Consider the following 25457-nt stretch of genomic DNA (forward strand, 5'->3'; position numbering starts at 1 on the left):
TGCTTTACCTCCGCTAAGTGGTGATGAACCCGAGTGTTGCCGTTTTGTCTGGCGACTGCAATCGAGTGCGTGTCGAGTGTAACAAAAGTGACGGATCAATGTGCACCGGATCGTGGCGCGACGCAACGCCCCGTTGAAGTCGCGCAACACTTCGCGCGCTTCGTCACGCGGCTGCCATCGTCGTCGTCGCAGTCATTTCCGCTCCGGTTTCCCCGGAGTCGTCAGAACCACCCGAGCCATCGATAGACATGGAACTGCGCGATGCCGACCAGTTCGTGCAGCGCCTGCTCGGCGTTGACTACATTGCGCCAGCGCGGCAGCCAGCCCGTTTGCGCAGGCCGGCGATTCGCATAAACGGGCTGCGGATCGATCCCGAAACGGTGGAAATCGAGCAACGCGCGGCGCATCTGGTATGAGGAAGTGACGAGAATGCGTGCGTCGTCATACTGTGAGCGTAGTATAGACGCAGTGAATTTCGCGTTTTCGTAGGTTGTGCGGCTATCCGGTTCCAGAACGAGGTCCGCGGGCGCGACGCCTTCGGCGACGAGTTGGCGCCCGTATACGGCAGCCTCGGTTTCGCCGTGATGCTGCGGGTCGCCGCCCGACATCACCACGGTGCAGCGCTCGGCTTGCTGCCGGCAGGTGCGGTAGAGCGCTGCGACCTTGTGGATGCGGGCGGTTCCGTCAGGTGGCGGCCGCAGCCCGGAGTCGGTGTGCTTCGTCCCTGCGCCGATGAGAATCAGTGTGGTCCGTCCATGCATGTCCGGGTGCTCGACGGGTGCGACGCCCGCCTCGGTCCAGGCGATCAGCGGCGCGGCGAGCCAGCCTGTCGCGAGCAGCCAGAACAGCGCAACGGCGGCGATCGAGATGATTCGTCGCCGCTTGCGGCAGAGCATGAAACCGATGAAGAGAAGTACAAATGAATCGAACAGAATCAATTTGATTGGGGTATGGTGTCTTTTTATGGACGGCTGACGATCCGGCCCTGACGCGACGCCGAACGTCGGCGTCCAGAATCGGTGGCGGTATCGGCGGGCGGAGACACCGCCCGGCGCGCCGCTTCGCATTGTCGCTGCACTTTAAGAAAGAATCGAGATGGCCACGTATTCCAACGAAGCGGTGCTCGACGCATTGAGACGAGTGCAGTACCGCCAGGTACCGTGGGCACGCCGCCCGGGCGTGTTCGAGTATCTCCGTTCGCTCGGGCTGATGGACACGGTCAGGCAGAAAACCGTTGCCCCCGCACCGGGCTTCCATGCACCGGTCGACATTGCCGTACTGACCGAAAGCGGTCGAGCCGAATTCTCGCGCCTCGAGCGCGACGAGAAATTACTTTCCTGGACCGATCGCCGCATGGCCGACTACGCATTGAGCGAAGCGAGCGCCGTGGCGATTCTCGAAAGCCGCCTGTAGCGGTCGATCATCCCGCCACGCGCATCGCCGTGCGGCTGGCGATGCGCCAAAAAAAAGCCCGTATCGCGAGGATACGGGCGTACCGGATACTTTTGCTGTTGCCACGCTGTGCTCATGGCAAGGTTCTGACTCGTCGCATGCGGCGCAGTTCCCGATCGCGGGCATTTTCTTTGGCGAAATCCCCGAAATTGGCAGGACTACGGATGACGCGGTACGTCGGTCGGCTGCGAGCCGATGCGCGCTCGCGCGTTGCTGGCGATGTCGCCACGCAGGTCGCCACGCGGCACGGTTTGCCGGCCGGGCGGATTGGCGGACGGCGGCTGGCGGAGGGTGTTCCGGTGATCCTGCTGGCGGTGGGGCGGCTTCACGCGATCGTCGGCGTGGGCTGGAGCCGACAACGCCACGGAAATGACAATGCCGCATGCAACGAGCAGTGACATTGGTTTCATGGCGGGGCTCCCTTCAAGCCGTCGATGCGGCCTGTTGATATTTCGCTAAGGTAAGCGTGGGAGTGCAGGCTTGCTGTAAATATTGGTAAATAGATGTATCGCGGCACGACAACGGTAATCGACGGCAATGCGGGCGTCGCGAACGGGTCGCGTCGCTGAAAGAAACCGGGCGGCCGAAGCCGCCCGATCGAGCATTCGTTACGCCATCTTGACGGGCGCGCGCCAGGATTCCGGATTGGTCCAGAAGGCGCCGCGCAGCCGGTCGCGGCTCGGTGGTGCGGGCGGCTTCGCGGCGCTTGCGCCGATGCGCCCGCGCAGGGAGATCTGCCGGCCGCTCGTGCCGAGTCGCTTCACGATTTCGGCGAGCGTGCCGTCCGCCTGCCATTCGTCGAAGCGACGGCGGCAAGTCGGCGGCGACGGATAGCGGCCCGGCAGCTTCGACCAGCCTTCACCCGTCGACAGCACCCACAGCACGGCGTTCACCACCGAGCGGGCTTCCACGCGGGGGCGGCCGCGCCGCTCACTCCGTGCGGGTTCAGAGCAAAACAGACCCTCGACCAGCGCCCACTCGTTATCTCTCAAATCGTCGAACAGCATCATGTCCTCACCTCAGCGAAGCTAACTCCGGTGCGCTGCCCTGCGCCGCGCACTCTTCAGGCACTCGATCGTCGAGTGCCGGGTGGGGGCGTCCGGTTGGCCGGCAGCGGCGTTTCTGCTCTTCCGTCCGACCAAACCTGTGCCCTGTGCGCCAGGTAATGCACGAAGCGTGCCATGTCGGAGGTAATTCCCTCGAGAGCCGCTTGGCAGCGAGCTAACGGCTAAGTCAGCTAGGGGCGTATAAGACGCCAAAATAACCCGCCAGCAAATCGGGACAATCACCAATCTTGTGCAGTTCGCCCGCACCACGTGCGTTCGCGGATGTATTGCACCGCAGCGAAACATGTGGGGCAGGTGCCTGATTCGCACCTCGAAGCCGGATTCGCGCATTAAAATCGCGCATCGATATCGACGATTGATGAGGTCAGGAAATGAACGTCACGCTGCGCCAGCTTCGCGTCTTCATCGAGGTCGCGCGGCTCAAGAGCTTCAGTCGCGCGGGTGACGAGATCGGGCTCACGCAGTCCGCGGTCAGTCGCTGCGTGCGCGAGCTCGAGGCCGAGCTCGGGCTGAAGCTGATCGATCGAACGACGCGCGACGTGCAGCTGACCGATGTCGGTGCGAACCTGATCGCGAGCGTGTCCCGTCTGCTCGACGATCTCGACGATACGCTGCGCGAGATTCGCGAAATCGGCGAGCAGCGCCGCGGGCGCGTGATCGTCGCAGCCAGTCCGACGATCGCGTGCCGGCTGATGCCGCGCGTGGTTGCGTCGTGCGAGCGCCAGTTTCCGTTCGTGACGCTGGGTTTGCGCGACGACGTGCAGAGCGACGTGTTGCGCAAGGTGAAGTCGAGCGAGGTCGATTTCGGCGTCGTGATCGGTCCGCTCACGGTGGCCGATCTCGTCTGCGAATCGTTGATGACCGATTCGTTCTGCCTGGTCGCACGCGCCGACCATCCGCTCGCGGCGCGCGCCGAGGTGCCCTGGACGGCGCTGGATGGCGAGCGCCTCGTGCTCCTCGATCATGCATCGGGAAGCCGGCCGCTGATCGACGCCGCACTGGCCGCTCATCATGTCAACGCGACGGTCATGCAGGAGCTCGGGCATTCGGCGACCGTGTTCGGACTCGTCGAGGCCGGCGTTGGCGTGAGCGTGCAGCCGTGGCTGTCGCTGCCGCTACCAGCCGGCTCGACGCTCGTCGCGCGGCCGCTCACGCCGCGCACCGAGCGCACGGTCGAACTCGTGCGCCGCCGCGACCGGTCGTTGTCGCCCGCTGCGCAGGCGATCTGGGAACTCGTGCGGCAAATGCCGGCGAGGGCAGAGGACCTCGACTGACGCGGATCGGCGTGCGCCGGCCCTGCTTGCGGGCCGGTACACTACGCGGATCGTGTTCCTCGAAGGTGGTTCTCGATGGTGCATTCCGCAGATTCTCTTCCGGTGGCCGGTTCGCCGGCGGCCCGCGACGCCGTGCACGCGTTGCGTCCGTCGCTGATCCGGGAAGTGGCAAACGCCGGCTTTGGCGTGCCGGACATGTTGCCGTTCTGGTTCGGCGAATCCGATCGCGTGACGCCGGACTTCATCCGGGACGCCGCCGCGGCGGCGCTGCGCGATGGCGCAACCTTCTACACGCACAACCTCGGCACTGCGCCGCTGCGCGATGCGATCGCGTCCTACGTCAGCGCCCGTCACGGTGCGACGGCGGCCGACACCGTCGCCGTGACGAGTTCGGGCGTGAGCGCGCTGATGCTGGCCGCGCAGATGCTGGTCGGTCCGGGCGAGCGTGTCGTCGCGGTCACGCCGCTATGGCCGAATCTCGTCGAGATTCCGAAGATCCTTGGGGCGCAGGTCGAATGCGTACCGCTCGGCTATGGCGATGCGGGCTGGCAGCTCGATGTCGGGCGGCTGCTTGCGGCGCTGACGCCCGATACGCGGATGCTGCTGATCAACTCGCCGAACAATCCGACCGGCTGGACGATGTCGCGCGACGACCAGCAAGCGGTGCTCGCCCATTGCCGCCGCCACGGCATCTGGCTGGTCGCCGACGAGGTGTACGAGCGGCTCGCGTTCGACGCAGGCGGCGCGGACGGTGCGCCATCGTTCCTCGACATTGCGTCACGCGACGAGCGGGTCGTGGTCGTGAATTCGTTTTCGAAAGCATGGGCGATGACGGGCTGGCGCCTGGGGTGGCTCATCGCGCCGGCAGCGGTGATGGCTGACCTGTCGAAGCTCGTCGAATACAACACGTCGTGTGCGCCGGCCTTCGTGCAGGCCGCGGGTGAGGTCGCGCTGCGCGATGGCGAACCGTTCGTGCGGTCGTTCGTCGCGGCGCTTGGCGATGCGCGCGATCACCTGGTCGCCGCGCTGCGCACGCTGCCGGGTGTCGAGGTGCCGCCTCCGCCGGGCGCGATGTACCTGTTCCTGCGCCTGCCGGGCGCGTCAGACAGCCTCGCGTTCTGCAAGACGCTGGTGCGCGAGGCGGGGCTCGGCCTCGCGCCCGGGCGTGCATTCGGCCCGGAGGGGGAAGGGTTCGTGCGCTGGTGCTACGCATGCGATCCGGCGCGGCTCGACGCGGGTGTCGAGCGGTTGCGGCGGTTCCTCGCACGGGGCGTGGCCGACCGCTGAAGCGGGGCCGGAGCGGGCACGGCGTGCTGGCGGCACCCCGTTCGGCTCATCTTTACGCACCGGGCAATTTTGCGTAATATGGCGCTCAGTCACGCGGTTCCGTCGTTGAGCCGTGCTGTTCCGTCCGGTTTGGGCCTGGCCTGAAGTTGGTTCGCCGCCCCCGGTTCGTGCTCCCATCAATATGACCGATCAGAATCGGGCGAGCGCGTCTTCCGTTCCTTTCGTCTGTTTGTTGATCCGGTTCGTTTGACCACAGGGTCTGGCCTAGCTGCATGAATACCCAAGAGGCGAAGATCGTCCTCGAGACTGCTTTGATCTGCGCGCAGGAACCGCTGAAACTCGGCGATTTGCGCAAGCTCTTTGCCGACGGCGTGTCGGCTGACACGGTCCGCACGTTGCTCGAAGATCTGAAACAGGATTGGTCCGGCCGCGGCGTCGAACTCGTGGCGCTGGCAACCGGATGGCGCTTCCAGAGCAAGCCGGCGATGCGCCACTATCTGGATCGCCTGCATCCCGAGAAGCCGCCGAAATATTCGCGTGCGGTGCTCGAAACGCTCGCGATCATCGCGTATCGGCAACCTGTCACGCGCGGCGACATCGAAGAGATTCGCGGCGTGACGGTCAATACGCAGGTGGTCAAGCAACTCGAGGATCGCGGCTGGATCGAGGTGATCGGTCATCGCGACGTGCCGGGACGCCCGGCGCTGTATGCGACGACCAAGCAATTCCTCGACGACCTCGGCCTGAAGGCGCTCGATGATCTGCCTGCACTCGAAGAGCCGGCCGCGAACATCGAGGCCGCGCTGCTGGCGCAGCAGGCGATGGATTTCGACGAGGGCATGCCGGTTGCCGGTGACGCAACGGGCGACGCGCCGCAAACGGATGAGGCATCCAGCGATCAATCGGCAGGCTTGCCGGATGATCCTGCGGCGGGCGTCGCGTCGACGCATGAAATCGCGAGCCGCGATACGCTCGATGCTGTTCGCGGGCAAGCGGAACGAATGGAACAGGCTGGCGCCGAAGCAGCGCTAGCCGGTGTGCAGCCCGAGCCGCTGCGTGCGGATTGGAGCGAGGAAGATCGCAAGCCGGCTGCCGAAGCGGTTGCCGGAGACGGAGCGGAAGCGGCCGGCGACATGCCCGGCGAGGCCGGCCAGGCCGACGCCCCCCGTTCCCGTCCTGCGGACGACGAGAGGCTGGACGACACGTCCGACAGTCTCGCCGATGCCGTACGAAGCGCCAGTGCACCCATCGGTGCCGATGCGCTGCCGGACGACGAAGCAGAACCTGAACAGCGTCGCGCCTGATCGCGGCCAACTTCTTGCCGCGCCCGCGCCGGGCGCGAGACCTGACATTTTGAGGTTGTTTTGACAGATATCCACGATATTGAATCGTCCGCGCCTGCCGTACAGGCAGCGCGTGCCGACGATGCACCGGAGCAGGGCGCTTCGGCCGAGGGCGGCGACGAGCGTCCCCGCCGCGGTCTGCGGCGAGGCCCGCGCAGCCTGATCGCGCGGCGTCGCGCGGCGGCCAAGTCGAAGGGCGCCGAAGGCGAGCCGCAGGGCGGCGAAGGCGCTGACGCGCAGCCGGCCGAAGCCACCGAAGCGCAGCAGCCGACGCGTGCGCCGCGCAAGGAAGGTGCGGCCAAGGGTGCTCGCAAGCCGGCGGCCAAGCGCGAAGGCGCGGCCAAGGCTCAGGGTGGCCAAGGCGGCCAGGGCCGTCGCGGCAGCGCGCCGAAGGTTGAAAGCGGTGCGGCAAAGGCGGAGGGCGATGCGTCCCAGGACGAACTGTTCGCCTACGTGACGTCGCCGGCATTCGACGCGGACAACTCCGCGGGCGGTAGCGGCGTGCGTGCACCGATGCTGCGTCGCGGCCGTAGCCAGCCGGCGAACAAGCGCGTGCTGTCGCCGGACGACGACGCGCCGAAGCTTCACAAGGTGCTGGCGGAAGCGGGCATGGGCTCGCGCCGCGAAATGGAAGAACTGATCGTCGCCGGCCGCGTGTCGGTGAACGGCGAGCCCGCGCACATCGGCCAGCGCATCATGCCGACCGACCAGGTGCGGATCAACGGCAAGCCGGTCAAGCGCAAGCTGCCGAACAAGCCGCCGCGCGTGCTGCTGTACCACAAGCCGACGGGCGAGATCGTCAGCCACGCGGATCCGGAAGGCCGTCCGTCGGTGTTCGACCGCCTGCCGCCGATGAAGACGGCGAAATGGCTCGCGGTGGGCCGCCTCGACTTCAATACCGAAGGTCTGCTGATGCTGACGACTTCGGGTGACCTCGCCAACCGCTTCATGCACCCGCGCTACAGTGTCGAGCGCGAGTACGCGGTGCGCGTCGTCGGCGAGCTGGCCGAAGGCATGCGGCAGAAGCTGCTGCACGGCGTCGAGCTCGATGACGGCCCGGCGAACTTCCTGCGCATCCGCGACGGCGGCGGCGAAGGCACGAACCACTGGTATCACGTTGCGCTGGCAGAAGGCCGCAACCGCGAGGTGCGCCGGATGTTCGAGGCGGTCGGCCTGATGGTGAGCCGCCTGATCCGTACGCGTCACGGCCCGATTCCGCTGCCGCGCGGCCTGAAGCGCGGTCGCTGGGAAGAGCTCGACGACACGCAGGTGCGCAAGCTGATGGCGACCGTCGGCCTGAAGGCGCCGACCGAGGAGAAGGGCAAGCGCGGCGGTGCCGGCCAGGCAGAGCGTCGCCAGCCCGATCCGATGCAGACGTCGATGGGCTTCATCGGCCGAGAGCCGGTGCTGACGACACACGGGCAGCTGGATCAGCCGCGTCGCGGCGGCGGTCGTCGCGGCGGGCCGGGCCTGCCGGGTCTGAGCGGCTACGGCAGCCTGCCGGTCGCGCCGTCGGGCTACGGCAATCGCGCCGGCGGCGGCCGGGATGGCAACCGTGCGGGCGGAGGCGGGCGCGATGGCAATCGCGCTGGCGGTGGCCGTGGCGATGTCGACGGCAACCGCGCATCGTATGGCGCAGGCCCCAAGCGCGACGGCGCGGGCCCCAAGCGCGGCGGCAGCAAGGGCGGTAACCGCAACCCGAACGGCAATCGTGCCGAGGGTGCCGGCAACGGCGGCGGCCCGCGTGGCGGTCAGCGTCCGCAGCGCAGCCGCACGCGCAGCCGCTGAGCAATCAGGCATGCGGCGCAAGGCCGCCGGTGTGACGGCCGGATCGGTATCCGGCCGGTCTTGTCGGCGCGAGGCATTGCGTTTATTGCTTTCGACTGTATATATGTCACGCGGTGCTGGATGGCCGCTGGCATGACCGATCTCCGGCTTGCCGTCATGGCGCCGGTTGATCGTGCAGCCCGATTTCGCATTTTTGGGCCCGTAAAGGCAGGCGACACGCTGCTTTTGCCGGCTGGCTTGGCGTTTGCGCCAAAAATCGCTATAATCGCGAAGTCGCTGGGCGTACGGATTCAATGTGCGGCTCAGGTGCGACCACCAGTAAGAAGATGGGCGTTCCGCCCATTTTTTTTTGCTGAAACGGTTAGGCATCTCGGGTAGCGCTTCCTGCGCCGGCTAAGGCGCGCGCCCGCGGGTGTAATCGCGAGCGGCGGGCGCGAACACCTGAGAGGACACAGTGCAACTGACGGAACTGATAGAAACCACGGTCACCGGGCTCGGCTACGAGCTGGTGGATCTCGAGCGCACCGGGCGCGGCATGCTTTGCATCTATATCGATCAGCCTGCCGGCATCTCGCTCGAAGATTGCGAAAAGGTCACGCGTCAGCTCCAGCACGTCTTGACGGTCGAAAACATCGATTACGAACGGCTCGAAGTCTCGTCCCCGGGGCTCGACCGCCCGTTGAAGAAGCTGGCCGACTTCGAGCGCTTCGCTGGCAGCGAAGTTTCCGTGACCTTGAAAAAGCCGCTGGACGGGCGCAAGACGTACCGGGGCATTCTGCACGCGCCGAATGGCGAAACGATCGGTTTGGAATTTGAGAGGAAGAAGGGCGAGGCGGCCATGCTGGATTTCACGCTGGCCGATATCGACAAAGCCCGCCTGATTCCGCAAGTTGACTTTAGGAGCCGCAAATAATGAGTCGCGAAGTGTTGATGCTGGTGGATGCGCTGGCGCGCGAGAAAAACGTCGACAAGGATGTGGTGCTGGGCGCCCTCGAGGCTGCGCTCGCGTCCGCTTCCAAGAAGCTGTTCGACGAAGGCGCCGAAATCCGCGTCCATATCGATCGCGAAAGCGGCGAGCACGAAACCTTCCGTCGCTGGCTCGTCGTGCCCGACGAGGCAGGCTTGCAGGAGCCGGATCGCGAGATCCTGCTGTTCGAAGCACGTGAGCAGAAGCCCGACGTCGAAGTCGGCGAGTATGTCGAGGAACCCGTTCCGTCGATCGAGTTCGGTCGCATCGGCGCGCAGGCGGCCAAGCAGGTGATCCTGCAGAAGGTGCGCGACGCCGAGCGCGAGCAGATCCTGAACGACTACCTCGAGCGGGGTGAAAAGATCATGACGGGTACGGTGAAGCGCCTCGACAAGGGCAACTTCATCGTCGAATCGGGCCGTGTCGAGGCGCTGCTGCGCCGCGATCAGCTGATCCCGAAGGAAAACCTGCGCGTGGGCGACCGCGTGCGCGCCTACATCGCGAAGGTCGACCGCACCGCGCGCGGCCCGCAGATCGAGCTGTCGCGTACGGCGCCCGAGTTCCTGATGAAGCTGTTCGAGATGGAAGTGCCGGAAATCGAGCAGGGCCTGCTCGAAATCAAGGCGGCTGCCCGTGACCCGGGCGTGCGCGCGAAGATCGGCGTCATCGCGTACGACAAGCGGATCGATCCGATCGGCACCTGCGTCGGCATCCGCGGTTCCCGCGTGCAGGCCGTGCGCAACGAGCTCGGTGGCGAAAACATCGACATCGTGCTATGGTCGGAGGATCCCGCCCAGTTCGTGATCGGCGCGCTCGCGCCGGCAGCTGTTCAGTCGATTGTCGTCGATGAAGAAAAGCACTCGATGGACGTCGTCGTCGACGAGAACGAGCTGGCTGTCGCGATCGGCCGCAGCGGTCAGAACGTTCGTCTTGCAGGCGAACTGACCGGCTGGCAGATCAACATCATGACGCCGGACGAATCCGCCCTGAAGCAGGGTGAAGAGCGCGACCGGCTGCGTGCACTGTTCATGGCGCGTCTCGACGTCGACGAAGAAGTTGCCGACATCCTGATCGACGAAGGCTTCACGAGCCTGGAAGAGATCGCGTACGTGCCGCTCAACGAAATGCTCGAAATCGAGGCGTTCGACGAGGACACCGTGCACGAACTGCGCAATCGCGCACGCGACGCGCTGTTGACGATGGCCATCGCGAACGAAGAAAAGGTCGAGAACGCAGCGCTGGATCTCAAGAGCCTCGACGGCATCACGCCGGAGCTGCTCGCGAAGCTGGCCGAACACGGCGTGCAGACGCGCGACGATCTCGCCGAGCTGGCTGTAGATGAACTGGTCGACATGACCGGGATGGAAGAGGATGCCGCTAAGGCGTTGATCATGAAAGCACGTGAACATTGGTTCCAGTGAGAAATGACCATGGCGCACTGATTTGATGGCGGCCGTATGGCCTGACCCGATGCTAACCGCAAGGAATCGGTCCTTGCACTAAGAGGAATGAATGGCGAGTAACAACGTAGCCCAATTTGCCGCGGAACTGAAAATGCCTGCTGGTGTGCTGCTCGAACAGCTGCAGGCAGCGGGCGTCCAGAAAGCGAGTGAAGACGATGCGCTGTCCGAAACGGACAAGGCGCGTCTGCTCGATCATTTGCGCAAGTCGCACGGCGCAACCGACGGCGACAAGCGCAAGATCACGCTGACCCGCAAGCATACGTCGGAGATCAAGCAATCTGACGCGACGGGCAAGGCTCGCACCATTCAGGTCGAGGTCCGCAAGAAGCGTACGTTCGTCAAGCGCGACGACGTGAGCGAGGGTGCGGAACAGGGTCAGGCGCAGGTCGCCGAAGCGGACGACGATGCGGAACTGAAGCGTCGTGAAGAAGAAGCGCGCCGTGAGGCCGAGCTGCTCGAGAAGCAGGCGCAGGAGCTTCGCGAGCGTCAGGAACGCCTCGAGCGCGAGGAAGCAGAGCGCCGCGCCCGCGAGGAAGCGGCTGAAGCCGAGCGTCGTCGCGCCGAGGAAGAGGCAGCGACGAAGCGTGCCGCGGCCGAAGCTGCGGCGGCACAGCAGCAGGCAGCCGCACAGCAGGCTGCTGCAGCCGAGCAGCAGGAAGCGGCCAGCACGCAGTCCGCGCAGGACGAAGCACGCGCAGCCGCCGAACGTGCGGCTCAGCGCGAAGCGGCGAAGAAGGCTGAAGACGCTGCCCGCGAGGCGGCGGACAAGGCGCGCGCCGAGCAGGAAGAGATCAGCAAGCGTCGTGCAGCGGCAGAAGCCGAGGCGCGTGCGATCCGCGAAATGATGAACACGCCGCGCAAGGCCGTGGTCAAGGCAGTCGAGCCGCCGAAGCCGGTCGAGCCGCCGAAGCCGGCCGAAGCGAAGGGCACGCTGCACAAGCCGGCAAAGCCGGAAGGTGCGCAGGCGCGTCCGGCCGTGAAGAAGCCGGCCGGTGCGGCAGCGCCGGCTACGACTGCGCCGGCAGGCGCGGGCGACCGCAACAAGAAGCCGGGCGCGGGCAAGGGCGGCTGGCAGGACGACGCGTCGAAGCGCCGCGGTATCAAGACGCGCGGCGATTCGAGCGGCGGTGTCGACCGCGGCTGGCGCGGCGGCCCGAAGGGTCGCGGCCGTCACCAGGACAGCTCGACGTTCCAGGCGCCGACCGAACCGATCGTTCGTGAAGTGCACGTGCCGGAAACCGTGTCGGTTGCCGACCTCGCGCACAAGATGTCGGTCAAGGCCTCCGAAGTCATCAAGGTGATGATGAAGATGGGCCAGATGGTCACGATCAACCAGGTGCTGGACCAGGAAACGGCGATGATCATCGTCGAAGAACTGGGCCACCGCGCGGTTGCCGCGAAGCTGGACGATCCGGAAGCGCTGCTCGTCGAAGGCGAAACCGGTACCGATGCGGAGCAACTGCCGCGTCCGCCGGTCGTCACGGTCATGGGTCACGTCGACCACGGCAAGACCTCGCTGCTCGACCACATCCGCCGCGCGAAGGTTGCAGCGGGCGAAGCGGGCGGCATTACGCAGCATATCGGCGCATACCACGTCGAAACGCCGCGCGGCGTCATCACGTTCCTCGATACGCCGGGTCACGAAGCGTTCACGGCAATGCGTGCACGCGGCGCGAAGGCGACCGACATCGTGGTGCTGGTGGTGGCAGCCGACGACGGTGTGATGCCGCAGACGAAGGAAGCCATCGCCCACGCGAAGGCAGGCGGTGTGCCGATCGTCGTCGCGATCAACAAGATCGACAAGCCGGACGCGAATCTCGATCGCGTCAAGCAGGAGCTGGTCGCGGAAGGCGTCGTGCCGGAAGAGTACGGCGGCGATTCGCCGTTCGTGCCGGTTTCGGCGAAGACGGGCGCGGGTATCGACGATCTGCTCGAGAACGTGCTGCTGCAAGCCGAAGTGCTGGAACTGAAGGCACCGGTCGAGGCGCCGGCCAAGGGCATCGTGATCGAAGCGAAGCTCGACAAGGGCAAGGGCCCGGTCGCGACGATCCTGGTGCAGTCCGGTACGCTGAACCGAGGCGACGTCGTGCTGGCGGGTACGGCCTATGGCCGCGTGCGCGCGATGCTCGACGAAAACGGCAAGCCGACGAAGGAAGCCGGCCCGTCGATCCCGGTCGAAATCCAGGGTCTGTCGGAAGTGCCGGGTGCGGGCGAAGAAGTGATCGTGCTGCCGGACGAGCGCAAGGCGCGTGAAATCGCGCTGTTCCGCCAGGGCAAGTTCCGCGACGTCAAGCTTGCGAAGCAGCAGGCCGCGAAGCTGGAAAGCATGCTCGAGCAGATGGGCGAAGGCGAAGTGCAGAACCTGCCGCTCATCATCAAGGCGGACGTGCAAGGCTCGCAGGAAGCACTCGTGCAATCGCTGCTCAAGCTGTCGACCGACGAAGTGCGCGTGCAGATCGTGCACAGCGCGGTGGGTGGCATCAGCGAAAACGACGTCAACCTCGCGACGGCATCGAAGGCGGTTATCATCGGCTTCAACACGCGTGCAGATGCACAGGCGCGCAAGCTGGCCGAGTCGAACGGCATCGACATCCGTTACTACAACATCATCTATGACGCAGTGGATGAGGTGAAGGCGGCGATGTCGGGCATGCTGGCGCCGGAGAAGCGCGAAGTCATCACCGGCATGGTCGAGGTGCGCCAGGTCTTCAAGGTACCGAAGATCGGTGCAGTCGCCGGCTGTATGGTGACGGACGGTGTCGTCAAGCGCTCGTCGTCGGTGCGCGTGCTGCGCAACAACGTCGTGATCTTCACGGGCGAACTCGAATCGCTGAAGCGCTTCAAGGACGACGTGAAGGAAGTGAAGCAAGGCTTCGAGTGCGGTATGTCGGTGAAGAACTTCAACGACATCGTCGAAGGCGACCAGTTCGAAGTCTTCGAAGTGACCGAAGTCGCGCGTACGCTGTAACCCTCGCGCATCGGCTCATGGGCGGGGCAGGCTTGGGCCTGTCCCGCCCATTTTCATGGTGGCGTGCCAACACTGGCCGCCGCTTTATCCTGATAAACGGATCACGGATCGATCATGTCCAGGAAACGTACTTCCCCCAATCGCAACGTGCAGATCGCTGACCAGATTCAGCGCGATCTGTCCGAACTCATCATGCGCGAGGTCAAAGACCCGCGCATCGGCATCGTGACCATCCAGAGCGTGGAGCTCACACCGGATTACGCACACGCGAAGGTCTACTTCACCGCGTTGACCGGCGATCCGGACAAGACGCAGGAAGCGCTGAACCACGCGTCGGGTCACTTGCACAACCTGTTGTTCAAGCGCCTGCACATCCATACGGTGCCGACGCTGCATTTCCACTACGACCAGACGATCGAGAAGGCCGTGGAAATGTCGCGCCTGATCAAGGAAGCGAACTCGACGCGCGCGAAGGACGACGACGAGGCCGATTCGGCCGCCAAGGACGACTGAGCTCGACCGGCCTATGACGACTGCAGCACCCCAACGTCCGCGCGTGCCCCGGCGCGTGCTGGACGGTGTCCTCCTGCTCGACAAGCCGGTCGGCCTGTCGAGTAACGATGCGCTGATTCGCGCGAAGCGTCTGCTGCTCGCGAAAAAAGCCGGTCACACCGGCACGCTCGATCCATTGGCTTCCGGCCTGCTGCCGCTGTGCTTCGGCGAGGCGACGAAGTTCTCGCAGGATCTGCTCGAAGCGGACAAGACCTACGAGGCGACGATGCGTCTCGGTCAGCGTACGGCCACCGGCGACGCGGAAGGCGAAGTGATCGAGACGCGGCCCGTCGAATGCGACCACGCGGCGGTGGAAGCCGCACTCGTGCGCTTCACCGGCGAGATCGTGCAGGTGCCGCCGATGTATTCGGCGCTCAAGCGTGACGGCAAGCCGCTGTACGAATATGCGCGGGCGGGGCAGACCGTCGAGCGCGAGGGCCGCAACGTGACGATCCTCGCACTCGACCTGCTTGCGTGCGACCTGCCTGACGTGACGTTTCGCGTGACCTGCAGCAAGGGCACTTACGTGCGTACGCTGGCGGAGGATATCGGCGAGGCGCTCGGTTGCGGCGCGCATCTGACGATGCTGCGTCGCACGGGCGTCGGCGCGCTGACGCTCGAGCATGCGGTGACGCTCGATGCGCTGTCCGATGCAGACGAAGCGTCGCGCGATGCGTGGCTCCAGCCGGTCGACGCGTTGCTGTCGACGTTTCCGCTGGTTCGTCTCGATGAAACCAGCGCGAAACGGTTCCTGCACGGCCAGCGCCTGCCGCTGTCGGCGCTCGATCCGATCGACGCGGCCGAAGGCGAGCGTGTGCGCGTCTATGACGCCACTCGGCTGCTCGGCGTGGCGCGCAAGACGAACGGCGTACTGGCGCCGGAACGGCTCGTCGTCACGGCGGCCTGACGCCGCCGCGGGAACGCTCCCGCTCGAATGAAAAAGCCCGGTCGATGTCGACCGGGCTTTTTGTTTGCGTCCAGGCTGCGTGTTCAGTGTGCAGCCGATGCCGCGGCACCTGCATCGCCGCCGCCCGAGCGCTCGGGTTTCGTGATCCAGATCAGCCCGATCAGCAGCACGAAGATCGCCGCCGAGATGTAGAACAGGTCGTTCACGCCGAGCTGCGCGGCCTGCTGCGTGGCCATGTTGTTGATCAGCCCGTGCGCCTGGTCCTGCGTCAGCCCGAGGTTGCCCATCTGCGTGACGGCCTGGTTGAACGTCGGGTTGTAGACGTTCGTCTGCTCGACCAGTTGCGCGTGATGGAAGTTGTTGCGATGGTCCCAGGCCGTCTGGAAGATCGACGTGCCGATGCCGCCGCACATGATCCGCACAAAGTTCGACAGGCCCGATGCCGCGGGAATACGGTGGCCGGGCAGGCCGGACAGCGTGATCGACACCAGCGGGATGAAGAAGCCGGCCATCGCGATGCCCTGCACGAGCGTCGGCAGCGTCAGCGACCATTCGTCGACGCCCGTCGTGTAGCGCGAGCGCATCCAGAAGCACAGCGCAAACGTCAGGAACGACGCCGTCGAGATGAAGCGCGGATCGGTGCGCGGCAGATACTTCCCGGTGAGCGGAGACAGCAGGATCGCGAACAGCCCGACCGGCGCCATCACGAGACCGGCGTCGGTCGCGGTGTAGCCGATCTGCGTCTGCAGCCACAGCGGCAACAGTACGAGGTTGCCGAAGTACAGACCGTACCCGATCGACAGCGCAACCGTGCCGCCGGTGAAGTTCCGCATGCGGAACAGCGACAGGTCGACGACCGGGTGCTCCGCAGTCAATTCCCAGATGACGAAGAACGCGAACGCAATGACGGCGGTCAGCGCGAGCACGATGATGGTCGTCGACGCGAACCAGTCGAGATCCTTGCCCTTGTCGAGCATGATCTGCAGCGATCCGACCCAGATGACCAGCAGCGCGAGGCCCACGCCGTCGATCGGCGCGCGGCGCACGGCCGACTCCCGATTGCGATAGATCATCCACGTCGCGGCGGCGGCGGCGATGCCGACCGGGATGTTGACGTAGAAGATCCACGGCCACGAGTAGTTGTCCGAGATCCAGCCGCCGAGGATCGGGCCGGCGACGGGCGCGATCAGCGTCGTCATCGCCCATAGCGCGAGCGCCATCGGTGCCTTGGCGCGTGGATAGCTCGACAGCAGGAGCGCTTGCGACAGCGGAATCATCGGGCCCGCCACCGCGCCTTGCAGCACGCGCGACCCCAGCAGGAACGGCAGGTTGGGCGAGAGACCGCACATCCACGACGAAATCACGAACAGGATGATCGACGCGAGGAACAGGCGCACCTGCCCGAAGCGGTCGGTCAGCCAGCCGGTCAGCGGCACCGAGATCGCGTTCGCGACCGCGAACGACGTGATGACCCACGTGCCCTGGTCGGACGACACGCCGAGGTCGCCCGAGATGGTCGGGATCGCGACGTTCGCGATGGACGTGTCGAGCACGTTCATGAACACCGCGAGCGATACCGCGATCGTCCCGATCACGAGTTGCCCGCCCTGCAAGGGCGGGTGAGAGACAGGAGCCTGTGCCATGTCGGTTGTTTTTCCGGAGTCGGAACGGTTACATCATTTTCGCGACGGCATTCGACTTCGACGCGGCCGGTGCCGGTGCGTTGCCGCCTGCGTTCTCGGCGATGACGCGGGCGATTTCGGCATCGGCTTCGTCGCCGTACTTCGCGAACACGTTGGTCTCGTAGACGGTGTTCGGCGCGTTCACGAGCTGGTCGCCGCGTTCGTCCTTGATGTCCACGTCGACTTGCATCGACAGGCCGATGCGCAGCGGGTGCTTGTCGAGGTCCTTCGGATCGAGTTCGATCCGCACCGGCAGGCGCTGCACGACCTTGATCCAGTTACCCGTCGCGTTCTGCGCCGGCAGCAGCGAGAACGCCGAGCCCGTACCGGCCGAGAAGCCGACCACCTTGCCGTGGTAGACCGCCGACGAGCCGTAGATGTCGGCCGTCAGTTCGACCGGCTGGCCGATGCGCATGTGCTTGAGCTGGACTTCCTTGAAGTTCGCATCGACCCACACGGCGTTCAGCGGCACCACCGACATCAGCGGCGTGCCCGGCGACACGCGCTGGCCGACCTGCACCGAGCGCTTCGCGACATAGCCGGTGACCGGCGCGGGCAGCACGTTACGGGCATTCGCCAGGTACGCGTCACGAACCTTCGCGGCCGCGGCCATCACGTTCGGGTGCGAGGCGATGGTCGTGTTCGCGGTCAGCGCGCGGTTCGACGCGAGCTGTTGCTGCGAGGCGTCAAGCGATGCCTGGGCGGCGCGAACGGCGTCGCGAGCGTGCGAGATTTCTTCCTGCGACACGGCGCCCGTCTGCGCGACGGCCACGCGGCGGCGGAGGTCGTCCTCGGCCTTCGACAGGTCGGACTGGCGCAGCGCGACTTGCGCGCGGTACTGGTCGTCGTTGACGAACAGGCCGCGCACCTGGCGCACCGTTTGCGCGAGATTGGCTTCGGCCTGCTGCAGCGCGACTTGCGAGTCGGCCGGGTCGAGCACGACGAGCGGATCGCCGGCCTTGACGGTCTGCGTATCGTCGGCCTTCACCGCGATCACGGTACCGGTGACTTGTGGCGTGATCTGCACGACGTTGCCGTTCACGTACGCGTCGTCGGTCCCTTCATGGAAGCGGGCGACGAGGAAGTAGTACAGACCATACGCGATGGCCGCGATCACGATGACCGCGACGAGCAGCGTCATCATCCGTTTGCGCTTGCCGTTGTTCTGCGGCTGCGCGCTGGCGGCGTTTTGTTGGTCGCTCATGGCGATTTTCTCCGTCCGTTATTTCGAGTGTCTGCGTAGTGGTGGCGCCGGATCAGTTGGCGGCCTGTTTTGTCGGCTTGTCGGCATCGGGCGCGGCGAGCGGCGTGCCGGTCGCGTCGAACCCGCCGCCCAGCGCCTTGATCAGCGCGAGCTGCATGTCGCGGCGGCGCATCTTCAGGTTGGTCACCGTCTGCTCTGACGCGAGGCGGTTGCTGTCCGCGGTCAGCACCTGCAGCTGCGGCGACAGGCCGGCCTTGTAGCGGATGACCGCGAGGTCATAGGCGCGCGTCGATGCGTCGAGTGCGCGTTGCGCATCGCCCATCTGGCGATCGACCGCGCGGATCGATGCGACCTGCGTCGCGACGTCGTTCAGCGCACTGATCAGCGTCTGGTTGTAGTTCGCCACCGACAGGTCGAAGTCCGCGTAGCGGCCCTTGAGCTGCGCGCGCAGCGCGCCGGCGTCGAAAATCGGCAGGTGGATCGCCGGGCCGAACTGCGCCTGACGGCTCGCGAAGTTCAGGAATTTGCCCCAGCCGAATGCATCGAAGCCGAAGCCGGCCGCGAGGTTCACGTCGGGATAGAACTCGGCCTTCGCTTCCTTCACGTCGTGCATCGCGGCTTCGACCTGCCAGCGCGCGGCGACGATGTCGGGGCGGCGCGACACGAGATCGGCCGGCAGGTTGCCGGGCAGCGCGACTTCGCCGCTCGGGTTCACAACGGGCGCCGCGATCTGCAGCCCGCGGTCCGGGCCCTTGCCGAGCAGCGCGGCGAGCTGGTAGCGCACCGTCGTGATCTGGCCGTCGAGATCGGACAGCGAAGCCTGGGTCGTTGCGATATTGCCGCGCGCCGTCTGGCGTTCGACGTTGGTGTCGAGACCGGCCGACACGCGGCCGTCGGTGATCTTGCCGACCGTCTCGCGGTTGGTGATCTCGCGCTGCGCGATATCGCGCAGCGCATAGAGTTGCGCGAGCGAGTTGTAGGTGCGTGCGACCGACGACGCGAGCGTGATGCGTGCCTGCTGCATGTCGGCTTCGGCCGCCTTTTCCTGCGATACGGCGGTGTGCAGGCGTTCGCGGTTCTTGCCCCACAGGTCGAGCTCCCACGACGCGCTCGCGAGCGCGTTGTTCTCGCTGTACCACTGGCCGCCGTACGGGGGCGGGAACAGCGCGTTCGACGAATACAGCTCGCGCGTCCACGAATAGCTGGCTTCCGCCTTCGGCATCAGGTTCGAGCGCGACGATTCGATGTATGACGACGCCTTTGCGATGCGCGCCTGCGCCTGTGCGATCGACGGATTGCCCTGCAGGGCTTCGTCGATCAGCTTCGGCAACTGCGGATCGCCGAACTGGCTGGCCCAGTCGAGCGCCGGCCACTGGCCGCCCTGGGCTGGCAGGCTCTGGGCGGATTCGAATTGCGACGCGGGGGCGATCTGCTTGTCGCTCTTGATGCCGATGTAGTTCGCGCAGCCCGCCAGCGCCAGTGCGGCGACCGCGGCGGCGACGGCGGCGCGGCACGACCCGGCGCGCACGGACAACGGGGTGGATTTCATCGCGCTGATCCCTGACTCGGAATGAATGATGGACACTGCAAGGATTTCCTTACATTAATCTGTCAAAAGTAATTGTTATGGCAACTATTACGTGATGCTGCCGCCGGCGGTCTCGCAGTAGTTGCTGAGAATGCGGCGCAGCATGCTCTTCAGGAACCCGACTTCTTCCGGCGTAAACCCGTCCAGCACCTGGTCGAGCACGCTGCGGAAAATCGGCGGCAGCCGTTCGGCGAGCGCACGGCCTTCGTCGGTCAGCTCGAGGCGCACGACACGCCGATCCTCGATGCTGCGCACGCGGGACAGCAGGCCGCGTTTCTCGACCCGGTCGAGCAGGCGCGTGACCGCGCTCGCGTCGATCCCGTACTCGCGCGCGAGCTCGGCGGCCGTCGAGCATTTGCCGACCGCGATCATGAACAGCATGCTCGCCTGCGTGCCCGTGATGCCGAGCTCTTCCTGCGTGCGTTGCGTGACGAGGTTGGTCATCACCGACTTCACGCGCGACATCAGATAACCGACGCTGTCGTTCATCTGATATGAAGACAGCTGCGAGACGGGTGGTTGGGTAGAAGAATCCGGCATAAAACCCTGAAGCTGCAATAGTTGACTAGGCAGCAGTATAGGCACAGTTGCTTGCCGCGGCAAATGTTAATCGAACGGCAAAGGGCGCGCTTTGTGTCCCATAAATCCACTATCCCGATAAGGTTTTTGGGCGTGCCAATGATGCGGGCTTCGGCCGACCGGCGGGTTCAAGGGGAGGGCGTGCCGGCCGTCTGGTGTCGCGTCGCAACGTGCCCGTCAGCTCGCGACATCCGCACGTGCTATAATTTGTGGCTTTCCAAGCTGCAATGCGCGCGCCCGTGACAAACGAGAGCGGGCGCTTTTGCGCGTTCAAACGATTTCCAGGTTTCTATGACCCGCGCCCTTCGCAATATCGCCATCATCGCCCACGTCGACCACGGCAAGACCACGCTCGTCGACCAACTGCTTCGCCAGTCCGGCACCTTCCGCGAGAACCAGCAGATTGCCGAACGGGTGATGGACTCGAACGACATCGAAAAAGAGCGCGGGATCACGATTCTCGCGAAGAACTGCGCGGTCGAGTACGAAGGCACGCACATCAACATCGTCGACACGCCGGGGCACGCGGACTTCGGTGGCGAGGTGGAGCGCGTGCTGTCGATGGTCGACTCGGTGCTGCTGCTCGTCGACGCGGTCGAGGGCCCGATGCCGCAGACCCGCTTCGTCACGAAGAAGGCGCTCGCGCTCGGCCTGAAGCCGATCGTCATCGTCAACAAGATCGACCGTCCGGGTGCGCGGATCGACTGGGTCATCAACCAGACCTTCGACCTGTTCGACAAGCTGGGCGCAACCGAAGAGCAGCTCGATTTCCCGATCGTCTACGCATCGGGCCTGAACGGCTATGCGTCGCTCGACCCGGCCGCGCGCGAAGGCGACATGCGCCCGCTGTTCGAGGCAGTCCTCGAGCACGTGCCGGTCCGCCCGGCGGATCCGGACGCGCCGCTGCAGCTGCAGATCACGTCGCTCGACTATTCGACGTACGTCGGCCGGATCGGCGTCGGCCGCATCACGCGCGGTCGCATCAAGCCGGGCCAGCCGGTCGCGATGCGCTTCGGCCCGGAAGGCGACGTGCTGAACCGCAAGATCAACCAGGTGCTGTCGTTCACGGGTCTCGAGCGCGTGCAGGTCGAATCGGCCGAAGCGGGCGACATCGTGCTGATCAACGGTATTGAAGACGTCGGCATCGGCGCAACGATCTGCGCGGTGGATACGCCGGAAGCGCTGCCGATGATCACCGTCGACGAGCCGACGCTGACGATGAACTTCCTCGTCAACTCGTCGCCGCTCGCCGGCCGCGAAGGCAAGTTCGTCACGAGCCGCCAGATCCGCGATCGCCTGATGAAGGAACTGAACCACAACGTCGCGCTGCGCGTGAAGGACACCGGCGACGAAACGGTGTTCGAAGTGTCGGGCCGTGGTGAGCTGCACCTGACGATTCTCGTCGAGAACATGCGTCGTGAAGGCTACGAGCTGGCCGTGTCGCGTCCGCGCGTCGTGATGCAGGAAATCGACGGTGTGCGTCACGAGCCGTACGAACTGCTGACCGTCGATGTCGAGGACGAGCATCAGGGTGGCGTGATGGAAGAGCTCGGCCGCCGCAAGGGCGAGATGCTCGACATGGCGTCGGACGGCCGCGGCCGCACGCGTCTGGAGTACAAGATCTCGGCACGTGGCCTGATCGGCTTCCAGAGCGAATTCCTGACGCTCACGCGCGGCACGGGCCTGATGAGCCACATCTTCGACTCGTACGCACCGGTCAAGGACGGCTCGGTATTCGAGCGCCGCAACGGCGTGCTGATCTCGCAGGACGACGGCGCTGCCGTGGCCTATGCACTGTGGAAGCTGCAGGATCGCGGCCGCATGTTCGTGAAGCCGGGTGACGCGCTCTATGAGGGCATGATCATCGGTATCCACAGCCGCGACAACGACCTCGTCGTGAACCCGATCAAGGGCAAGCAGCTGACCAACGTGCGCGCGTCGGGTACCGACGAAGCCGTGCGCCTCGTGCCGCCGGTCCAGATGTCGCTGGAATACGCGGTCGAATTCATCGACGACGACGAACTCGTCGAAGTGACGCCGCAATCGATCCGCCTGCGCAAGCGCTTCCTGAAGGAACACGAGCGTCGCCGCGCGAGCCGCGAAGGCGCGGTCGACTAAGCGTTCCGGCCGTTTGCTGCATCACGGAAAAGGCTGCCTGCGGGCAGCCTTTTTTGCATCTGCGCGATGCGCAATCGGGCGGTCTGCAAAACACTGTTCCCGCGGGTCGTGGCAATCCGGCAAAACCCCGTCGCGCGGTGCTTTCAGGCACATTTCGCCGTGAACTCCGGTATCGGTTCTGTGATATGCTGCGCGCACGCAAGTTTTAGGTCCTTCCAAGCAAGACTTGATTCGCAATCCGCTAAACGGTCAGGCCGTGTCGCGGAAGGTTGAGTAACCCGCTATTTCTCGAGAAGCTCGAAGAAAGGTGAGCGTAAAATGTCAGATGTAATGAAGCAGTTTCAGCTGAACTCCTATCTGTTCGGCGGCAATGCTTCGTACGTTGAAGAACTGTACGATGCATACCTCAACAATCCGGCATCGGTGCCGGAGAACTGGCGAGAGTATTTCGACGCGCTGCAGAATGTGCCTGCAACGGACGGTTCGAATGCCAATGACGTCGCCCATTTTCCGATCGTCGAATCGTTCGCCGAGCGCGCGAAGGCCAATGCCTTCATCCCGCGCGAAAGCACGACCAACCTGGCTGCGGCACGCAAGCAGGTGCACGTCCAGTCCCTCATCAGCGCGTATCGCTTCCTCGGCTCGCAATGGGCCAATCTGGATCCCCTGAAGCGTCGCGAACGTCCCGCCATTCCCGAGCTCGAACCCGCGTTCTACGATTTCTCCGAAGGCGACCTCGACCAGACGTACAGCGCAAGCAACCTGTACTTCGGTTTCGACCAGGCTTCGCTGCGTGACATCGTCAAGGGTCTGCGCGACACGTACTGCGGCACGATCGGCGCCGAGTACATGTACATCAGCGACCCGGAACAGAAGCGCTGGTGGCAGGAGCGCCTGGAGTCGACCCGCGCGACGCCGAACTTCTCGGCAGACGAGAAAAAGCACATCCTGAATCGCCTGACGGCCGCTGAAGGCCTCGAGCGCTACCTGCATACCAAGTACGTCGGCCAGAAGCGCTTCTCGCTCGAAGGCGGCGAGAGCTTCATCGCGGCGATGGACGAAGTCGTCCAGCACGCGGGCAAGCGCGGCGTGCAGGAAATCATCATCGGCATGGCCCACCGTGGCCGTCTGAACGTGCTGGTCAACACGCTGGGCAAGATGCCGGCCGACCTGTTCGCCGAATTCGAAGGCAAGCACGTCGACGACCTGCCGGCCGGTGACGTGAAGTACCACAAGGGCTTCTCGTCGGACGTGTCGACGGAAGGCGGCCCGGTCCACCTGTCGCTCGCGTTCAACCCGTCGCACCTCGAAATCGTGAACCCGGTGGTCGAAGGTTCCGCGAAGGCGCGGATGGACCGTCGCGGCGACGAAGACGGCCTGCAAGTGCTGCCGGTGCAGATCCACGGTGACGCGGCCTTCGCTGGCCAGGGCGTCGTGATGGAAACGCTGAACCTCGCGCAGACGCGCGGCTACGGCACGCACGGCACGCTGCACATCGTCATCAACAACCAGATCGGCTTCACGACGTCCGACCCGCGCGATGCGCGCTCGACGCTGTACTGTACCGACGTCGTCAAGATGATCGAAGCGCCGGTGCTGCACGTGAACGGCGACGATCCGGAAGCTGTCGTGCTCGCGATCCAGATCGCGATCGACTACCGGATGCAGTTCCACAAGGATGTCGTGATCGACATCGTCTGCTTCCGCAAGCTGGGCCACAACGAGCAGGACACGCCGGCGGTCACGCAGCCGCTGATGTACAAGAAGATCGCGCAGCACCCGGGCACCCGTGCGCTGTACGCCGAGAAGCTCGTGCAGCAGGGCGTGATCACCGCGGAAGACGCCGACAACTTCGTGAAGGCGTACCGCAAGGCGATGGACGACGGTCACCACACGGTCGACCCGGTCCTGTCGAACTACAAGAGCAAGTACGCGGTCGACTGGGTTCCGTTCCTGAACCGCAAGTGGACGGATGCAGCCGACACGGCCGTGCCGCTCGCGGAACTGAAGCGCCTCGGCGAACGCATCACGACGGTCCCGGAAAACTTCAAGGTCCACCCGCTCGTCGAGCGCGTGATCAACGACCGCCGCAACATGGCGCGTGGCGACCAGCCGCTCGACTGGGGCATGGGCGAACACCTCGCGTTCGCGTCGCTCGTCGCATCGGGTTACTCGGTGCGCCTGACCGGCCAGGACTCGGGCCGCGGCACGTTCACGCACCGTCACGCGGTGCTGCACGACCAGAACCGCGAGCGCTGGAACGACGGCACGTACGTGCCGCTGCAGAACATCGCGGAAGGCCAGGCGAAGTTCACGGTGATCGACTCGGTGCTGTCGGAAGAAGCGGTGCTGGGCTTCGAATACGGTTACTCCACCGCCGAGCCGAACACGCTCGTGCTGTGGGAAGCGCAGTTCGGCGACTTCGTCAACGGCGCACAGGTCGTGATCGACCAGTTCATCTCGTCGGGCGAAGTGAAGTGGGGCCGCGTGTCGGGTCTGACGATGCTGCTGCCGCACGGCTACGAAGGCCAGGGTCCGGAGCACTCGTCGACGCGTATCGAGCGTTTCCTGCAACTGTGCGCGGATCACAACATGCAGGTCGTTCAACCGACGACGCCGGCGCAGATTTTCCACCTGCTGCGTCGCCAGATGATCCGCCTGTTCCGCAAGCCGCTGATCGTCGCGACGCCGAAGTCGCTGCTGCGTCACAAGGAAGCGGTGTCGGACCTGTCGGAACTCGCGAAGGGTTCGTTCCAGCCGGTGCTGGGCGAAACCGACGGCGGCATCGACGCGAAGAAGGTCAAGCGCGTGCTGGCATGCTCGGGCCGCGTGTATTACGACCTCGTCGCGCATCGCCGCGAAGCGAAGGCGAACGACGTCGCGATCATCCGTATCGAGCAGCTGTATCCGTTCGCGCACAAGCAGTTCGAAGCCGAAATGAAGAAGTACGAGAACGCGACTGAAGTGGTCTGGGTGCAGGACGAGCCGCAGAACCAGGGCCCCTGGTTCTACGTCGAGCACCATCTGAAGGAAGGCATGAAGGAAGGGCAGAAGCTGGCATACAGCGGCCGTCCGGCTTCGGCCTCGCCGGCGGTTGGCTACTACGCGAAGCACTACGAGCAGCAGAAGGCCCTGATCGAAGGTGCTTTCGGCCGCCTGAAGAGCGCATCGATCGCGAAATAACCGACGGAAGCGAAACGGGAAGGCGCCATGCGCTT

The 25457-nt window shown here is 65.0% G+C and carries 18 protein-coding genes and 1 pseudogene; 12 read left to right on the forward strand and 7 right to left on the reverse strand.

Features of this window, described 5'->3' with window-relative positions:
• Window positions 1-221: 221 nt before the first annotated feature.
• Window positions 222-938 carry a YdcF family protein gene (locus CFB39_RS07830; protein ID WP_089472648.1) on the reverse strand — a complete coding sequence of 239 codons (717 nt, stop codon included), beginning with the start codon at window positions 936-938 and terminating at the stop codon, window positions 222-224.
• 157 nt (window positions 939-1095) lie between these two features.
• Here CFB39_RS07830 and CFB39_RS07835 point away from each other — a divergent pair, with 157 nt between their 5' ends.
• On the forward strand, window positions 1096-1413 hold the full coding sequence (locus CFB39_RS07835) for a hypothetical protein (RefSeq protein ID WP_011351791.1): 318 nt from the start codon (window positions 1096-1098) through the stop codon (window positions 1411-1413).
• Between the two features lie 197 nt (window positions 1414-1610).
• Here the strand turns inward: CFB39_RS07835 and CFB39_RS40725 are convergent, their stop codons facing one another.
• Window positions 1611-1862, reverse strand: a complete 252-nt coding sequence (locus CFB39_RS40725; protein ID WP_089425207.1) for a hypothetical protein — start codon at window positions 1860-1862, stop codon at window positions 1611-1613.
• A 201-nt stretch (window positions 1863-2063) separates the two neighbouring features.
• Window positions 2064-2459 (reverse strand): annotated as a pseudogene (locus tag CFB39_RS07845) (transposase); the annotation flags it as partial.
• Window positions 2460-2890: 431 nt separating this feature from the next.
• Between CFB39_RS07845 and CFB39_RS07850 the strand changes: the two are divergent.
• The 9 genes from CFB39_RS07850 to truB all read left to right on the forward strand — a co-directional run bounded on the left by CFB39_RS07850 (window position 2891) and on the right by truB (window position 15068).
• On the forward strand, window positions 2891-3793 hold the full coding sequence (locus tag CFB39_RS07850) for a LysR family transcriptional regulator (protein WP_071334368.1): 903 nt from the start codon (window positions 2891-2893) through the stop codon (window positions 3791-3793).
• 75 nt (window positions 3794-3868) lie between these two features.
• Complete coding sequence (locus tag CFB39_RS07855) at window positions 3869-5080, forward strand: pyridoxal phosphate-dependent aminotransferase (protein WP_089472649.1); 1212 nt, start codon at window positions 3869-3871, stop codon at window positions 5078-5080.
• Between the two features lie 272 nt (window positions 5081-5352).
• Window positions 5353-6384, forward strand: coding sequence for an SMC-Scp complex subunit ScpB (gene scpB, locus CFB39_RS07860; protein WP_089472650.1), 1032 nt, complete (start codon window positions 5353-5355; stop codon window positions 6382-6384).
• 60 nt (window positions 6385-6444) lie between these two features.
• Complete coding sequence (gene rluB, locus CFB39_RS07865) at window positions 6445-8211, forward strand: 23S rRNA pseudouridine(2605) synthase RluB (RefSeq protein WP_089472651.1); 1767 nt, start codon at window positions 6445-6447, stop codon at window positions 8209-8211.
• Window positions 8212-8665: 454 nt separating this feature from the next.
• Window positions 8666-9124, forward strand: a complete 459-nt coding sequence (gene rimP, locus CFB39_RS07870) for a ribosome maturation factor RimP (protein WP_014897219.1) — start codon at window positions 8666-8668, stop codon at window positions 9122-9124.
• On the forward strand, window positions 9124-10599 hold the full coding sequence (gene nusA / locus CFB39_RS07875; protein ID WP_006476166.1) for a transcription termination factor NusA: 1476 nt from the start codon (window positions 9124-9126) through the stop codon (window positions 10597-10599). Before rimP ends, nusA begins: the two co-directional genes overlap by 1 nt.
• 91 nt (window positions 10600-10690) lie before the next feature.
• Complete coding sequence (gene infB, locus CFB39_RS07880; protein ID WP_089472652.1) at window positions 10691-13609, forward strand: translation initiation factor IF-2; 2919 nt, start codon at window positions 10691-10693, stop codon at window positions 13607-13609.
• Window positions 13610-13723: 114 nt separating this feature from the next.
• On the forward strand, window positions 13724-14122 hold the full coding sequence (gene rbfA / locus CFB39_RS07885; protein WP_089425212.1) for a 30S ribosome-binding factor RbfA: 399 nt from the start codon (window positions 13724-13726) through the stop codon (window positions 14120-14122).
• Between the two features lie 13 nt (window positions 14123-14135).
• On the forward strand, window positions 14136-15068 hold the full coding sequence (gene truB, locus CFB39_RS07890; RefSeq protein ID WP_089456097.1) for a tRNA pseudouridine(55) synthase TruB: 933 nt from the start codon (window positions 14136-14138) through the stop codon (window positions 15066-15068).
• A gap of 83 nt (window positions 15069-15151) precedes the next feature.
• Here truB and CFB39_RS07895 read toward each other — a convergent pair whose 3' ends face one another.
• The 4 genes from CFB39_RS07895 to CFB39_RS07910 all read right to left on the reverse strand — a co-directional run bounded on the left by CFB39_RS07895 (window position 15152) and on the right by CFB39_RS07910 (window position 20082).
• A complete protein-coding gene (locus tag CFB39_RS07895; RefSeq protein WP_089472653.1) occupies window positions 15152-16711 on the reverse strand; it encodes a DHA2 family efflux MFS transporter permease subunit in 1560 nt (519 codons plus the stop codon).
• Between the two features lie 28 nt (window positions 16712-16739).
• A complete protein-coding gene (locus CFB39_RS07900; protein ID WP_089472654.1) occupies window positions 16740-17954 on the reverse strand; it encodes an efflux RND transporter periplasmic adaptor subunit in 1215 nt (404 codons plus the stop codon).
• Window positions 17955-18006: 52 nt separating this feature from the next.
• The gene (locus tag CFB39_RS07905) at window positions 18007-19503 is read right to left on the reverse strand and encodes an efflux transporter outer membrane subunit (protein WP_089472655.1); all 1497 of its coding nucleotides are present in this window, start codon (window positions 19501-19503) and stop codon (window positions 18007-18009) included.
• A gap of 87 nt (window positions 19504-19590) precedes the next feature.
• Complete coding sequence (locus tag CFB39_RS07910) at window positions 19591-20082, reverse strand: MarR family winged helix-turn-helix transcriptional regulator (RefSeq protein WP_089425217.1); 492 nt, start codon at window positions 20080-20082, stop codon at window positions 19591-19593.
• Window positions 20083-20412: 330 nt separating this feature from the next.
• On the opposite strand from CFB39_RS07910, the gene typA reads away from it, so the two are divergent.
• Complete coding sequence (gene typA, locus CFB39_RS07915) at window positions 20413-22239, forward strand: translational GTPase TypA (protein ID WP_039358989.1); 1827 nt, start codon at window positions 20413-20415, stop codon at window positions 22237-22239.
• A 318-nt stretch (window positions 22240-22557) separates the two neighbouring features.
• Complete coding sequence (locus CFB39_RS07920; protein WP_046545499.1) at window positions 22558-25422, forward strand: 2-oxoglutarate dehydrogenase E1 component; 2865 nt, start codon at window positions 22558-22560, stop codon at window positions 25420-25422.
• The last annotated feature ends 35 nt before the right edge of the window (window positions 25423-25457 follow it).

The sequence above is a fragment of the Burkholderia sp. AU6039 genome (assembly GCF_002223365.1).
Classification (GTDB): Bacteria; Pseudomonadota; Gammaproteobacteria; order Burkholderiales; family Burkholderiaceae; genus Burkholderia.

Coding starts and splice junctions, on each gene's coding strand:
- CFB39_RS07910 (WP_089425217.1), bottom strand. CDS start 20,082: ATGCCGGATTCTTCTACCCAACCACCCGTCTCGCAGCTGTCTTCATAT.
- scpB (WP_089472650.1), top strand. CDS start 5,353: ATGAATACCCAAGAGGCGAAGATCGTCCTCGAGACTGCTTTGATCTGC.
- CFB39_RS07855 (WP_089472649.1), top strand. CDS start 3,869: ATGGTGCATTCCGCAGATTCTCTTCCGGTGGCCGGTTCGCCGGCGGCC.
- truB (WP_089456097.1), top strand. CDS start 14,136: ATGACGACTGCAGCACCCCAACGTCCGCGCGTGCCCCGGCGCGTGCTG.
- CFB39_RS07895 (WP_089472653.1), bottom strand. CDS start 16,711: ATGGCACAGGCTCCTGTCTCTCACCCGCCCTTGCAGGGCGGGCAACTC.
- infB (WP_089472652.1), top strand. CDS start 10,691: ATGGCGAGTAACAACGTAGCCCAATTTGCCGCGGAACTGAAAATGCCT.
- rbfA (WP_089425212.1), top strand. CDS start 13,724: ATGTCCAGGAAACGTACTTCCCCCAATCGCAACGTGCAGATCGCTGAC.
- CFB39_RS07920 (WP_046545499.1), top strand. CDS start 22,558: ATGTCAGATGTAATGAAGCAGTTTCAGCTGAACTCCTATCTGTTCGGC.
- CFB39_RS07905 (WP_089472655.1), bottom strand. CDS start 19,503: ATGAAATCCACCCCGTTGTCCGTGCGCGCCGGGTCGTGCCGCGCCGCC.
- CFB39_RS07850 (WP_071334368.1), top strand. CDS start 2,891: ATGAACGTCACGCTGCGCCAGCTTCGCGTCTTCATCGAGGTCGCGCGG.
- typA (WP_039358989.1), top strand. CDS start 20,413: ATGACCCGCGCCCTTCGCAATATCGCCATCATCGCCCACGTCGACCAC.
- CFB39_RS07900 (WP_089472654.1), bottom strand. CDS start 17,954: ATGAGCGACCAACAAAACGCCGCCAGCGCGCAGCCGCAGAACAACGGC.
- CFB39_RS40725 (WP_089425207.1), bottom strand. CDS start 1,862: ATGAAACCAATGTCACTGCTCGTTGCATGCGGCATTGTCATTTCCGTG.
- CFB39_RS07835 (WP_011351791.1), top strand. CDS start 1,096: ATGGCCACGTATTCCAACGAAGCGGTGCTCGACGCATTGAGACGAGTG.
- nusA (WP_006476166.1), top strand. CDS start 9,124: ATGAGTCGCGAAGTGTTGATGCTGGTGGATGCGCTGGCGCGCGAGAAA.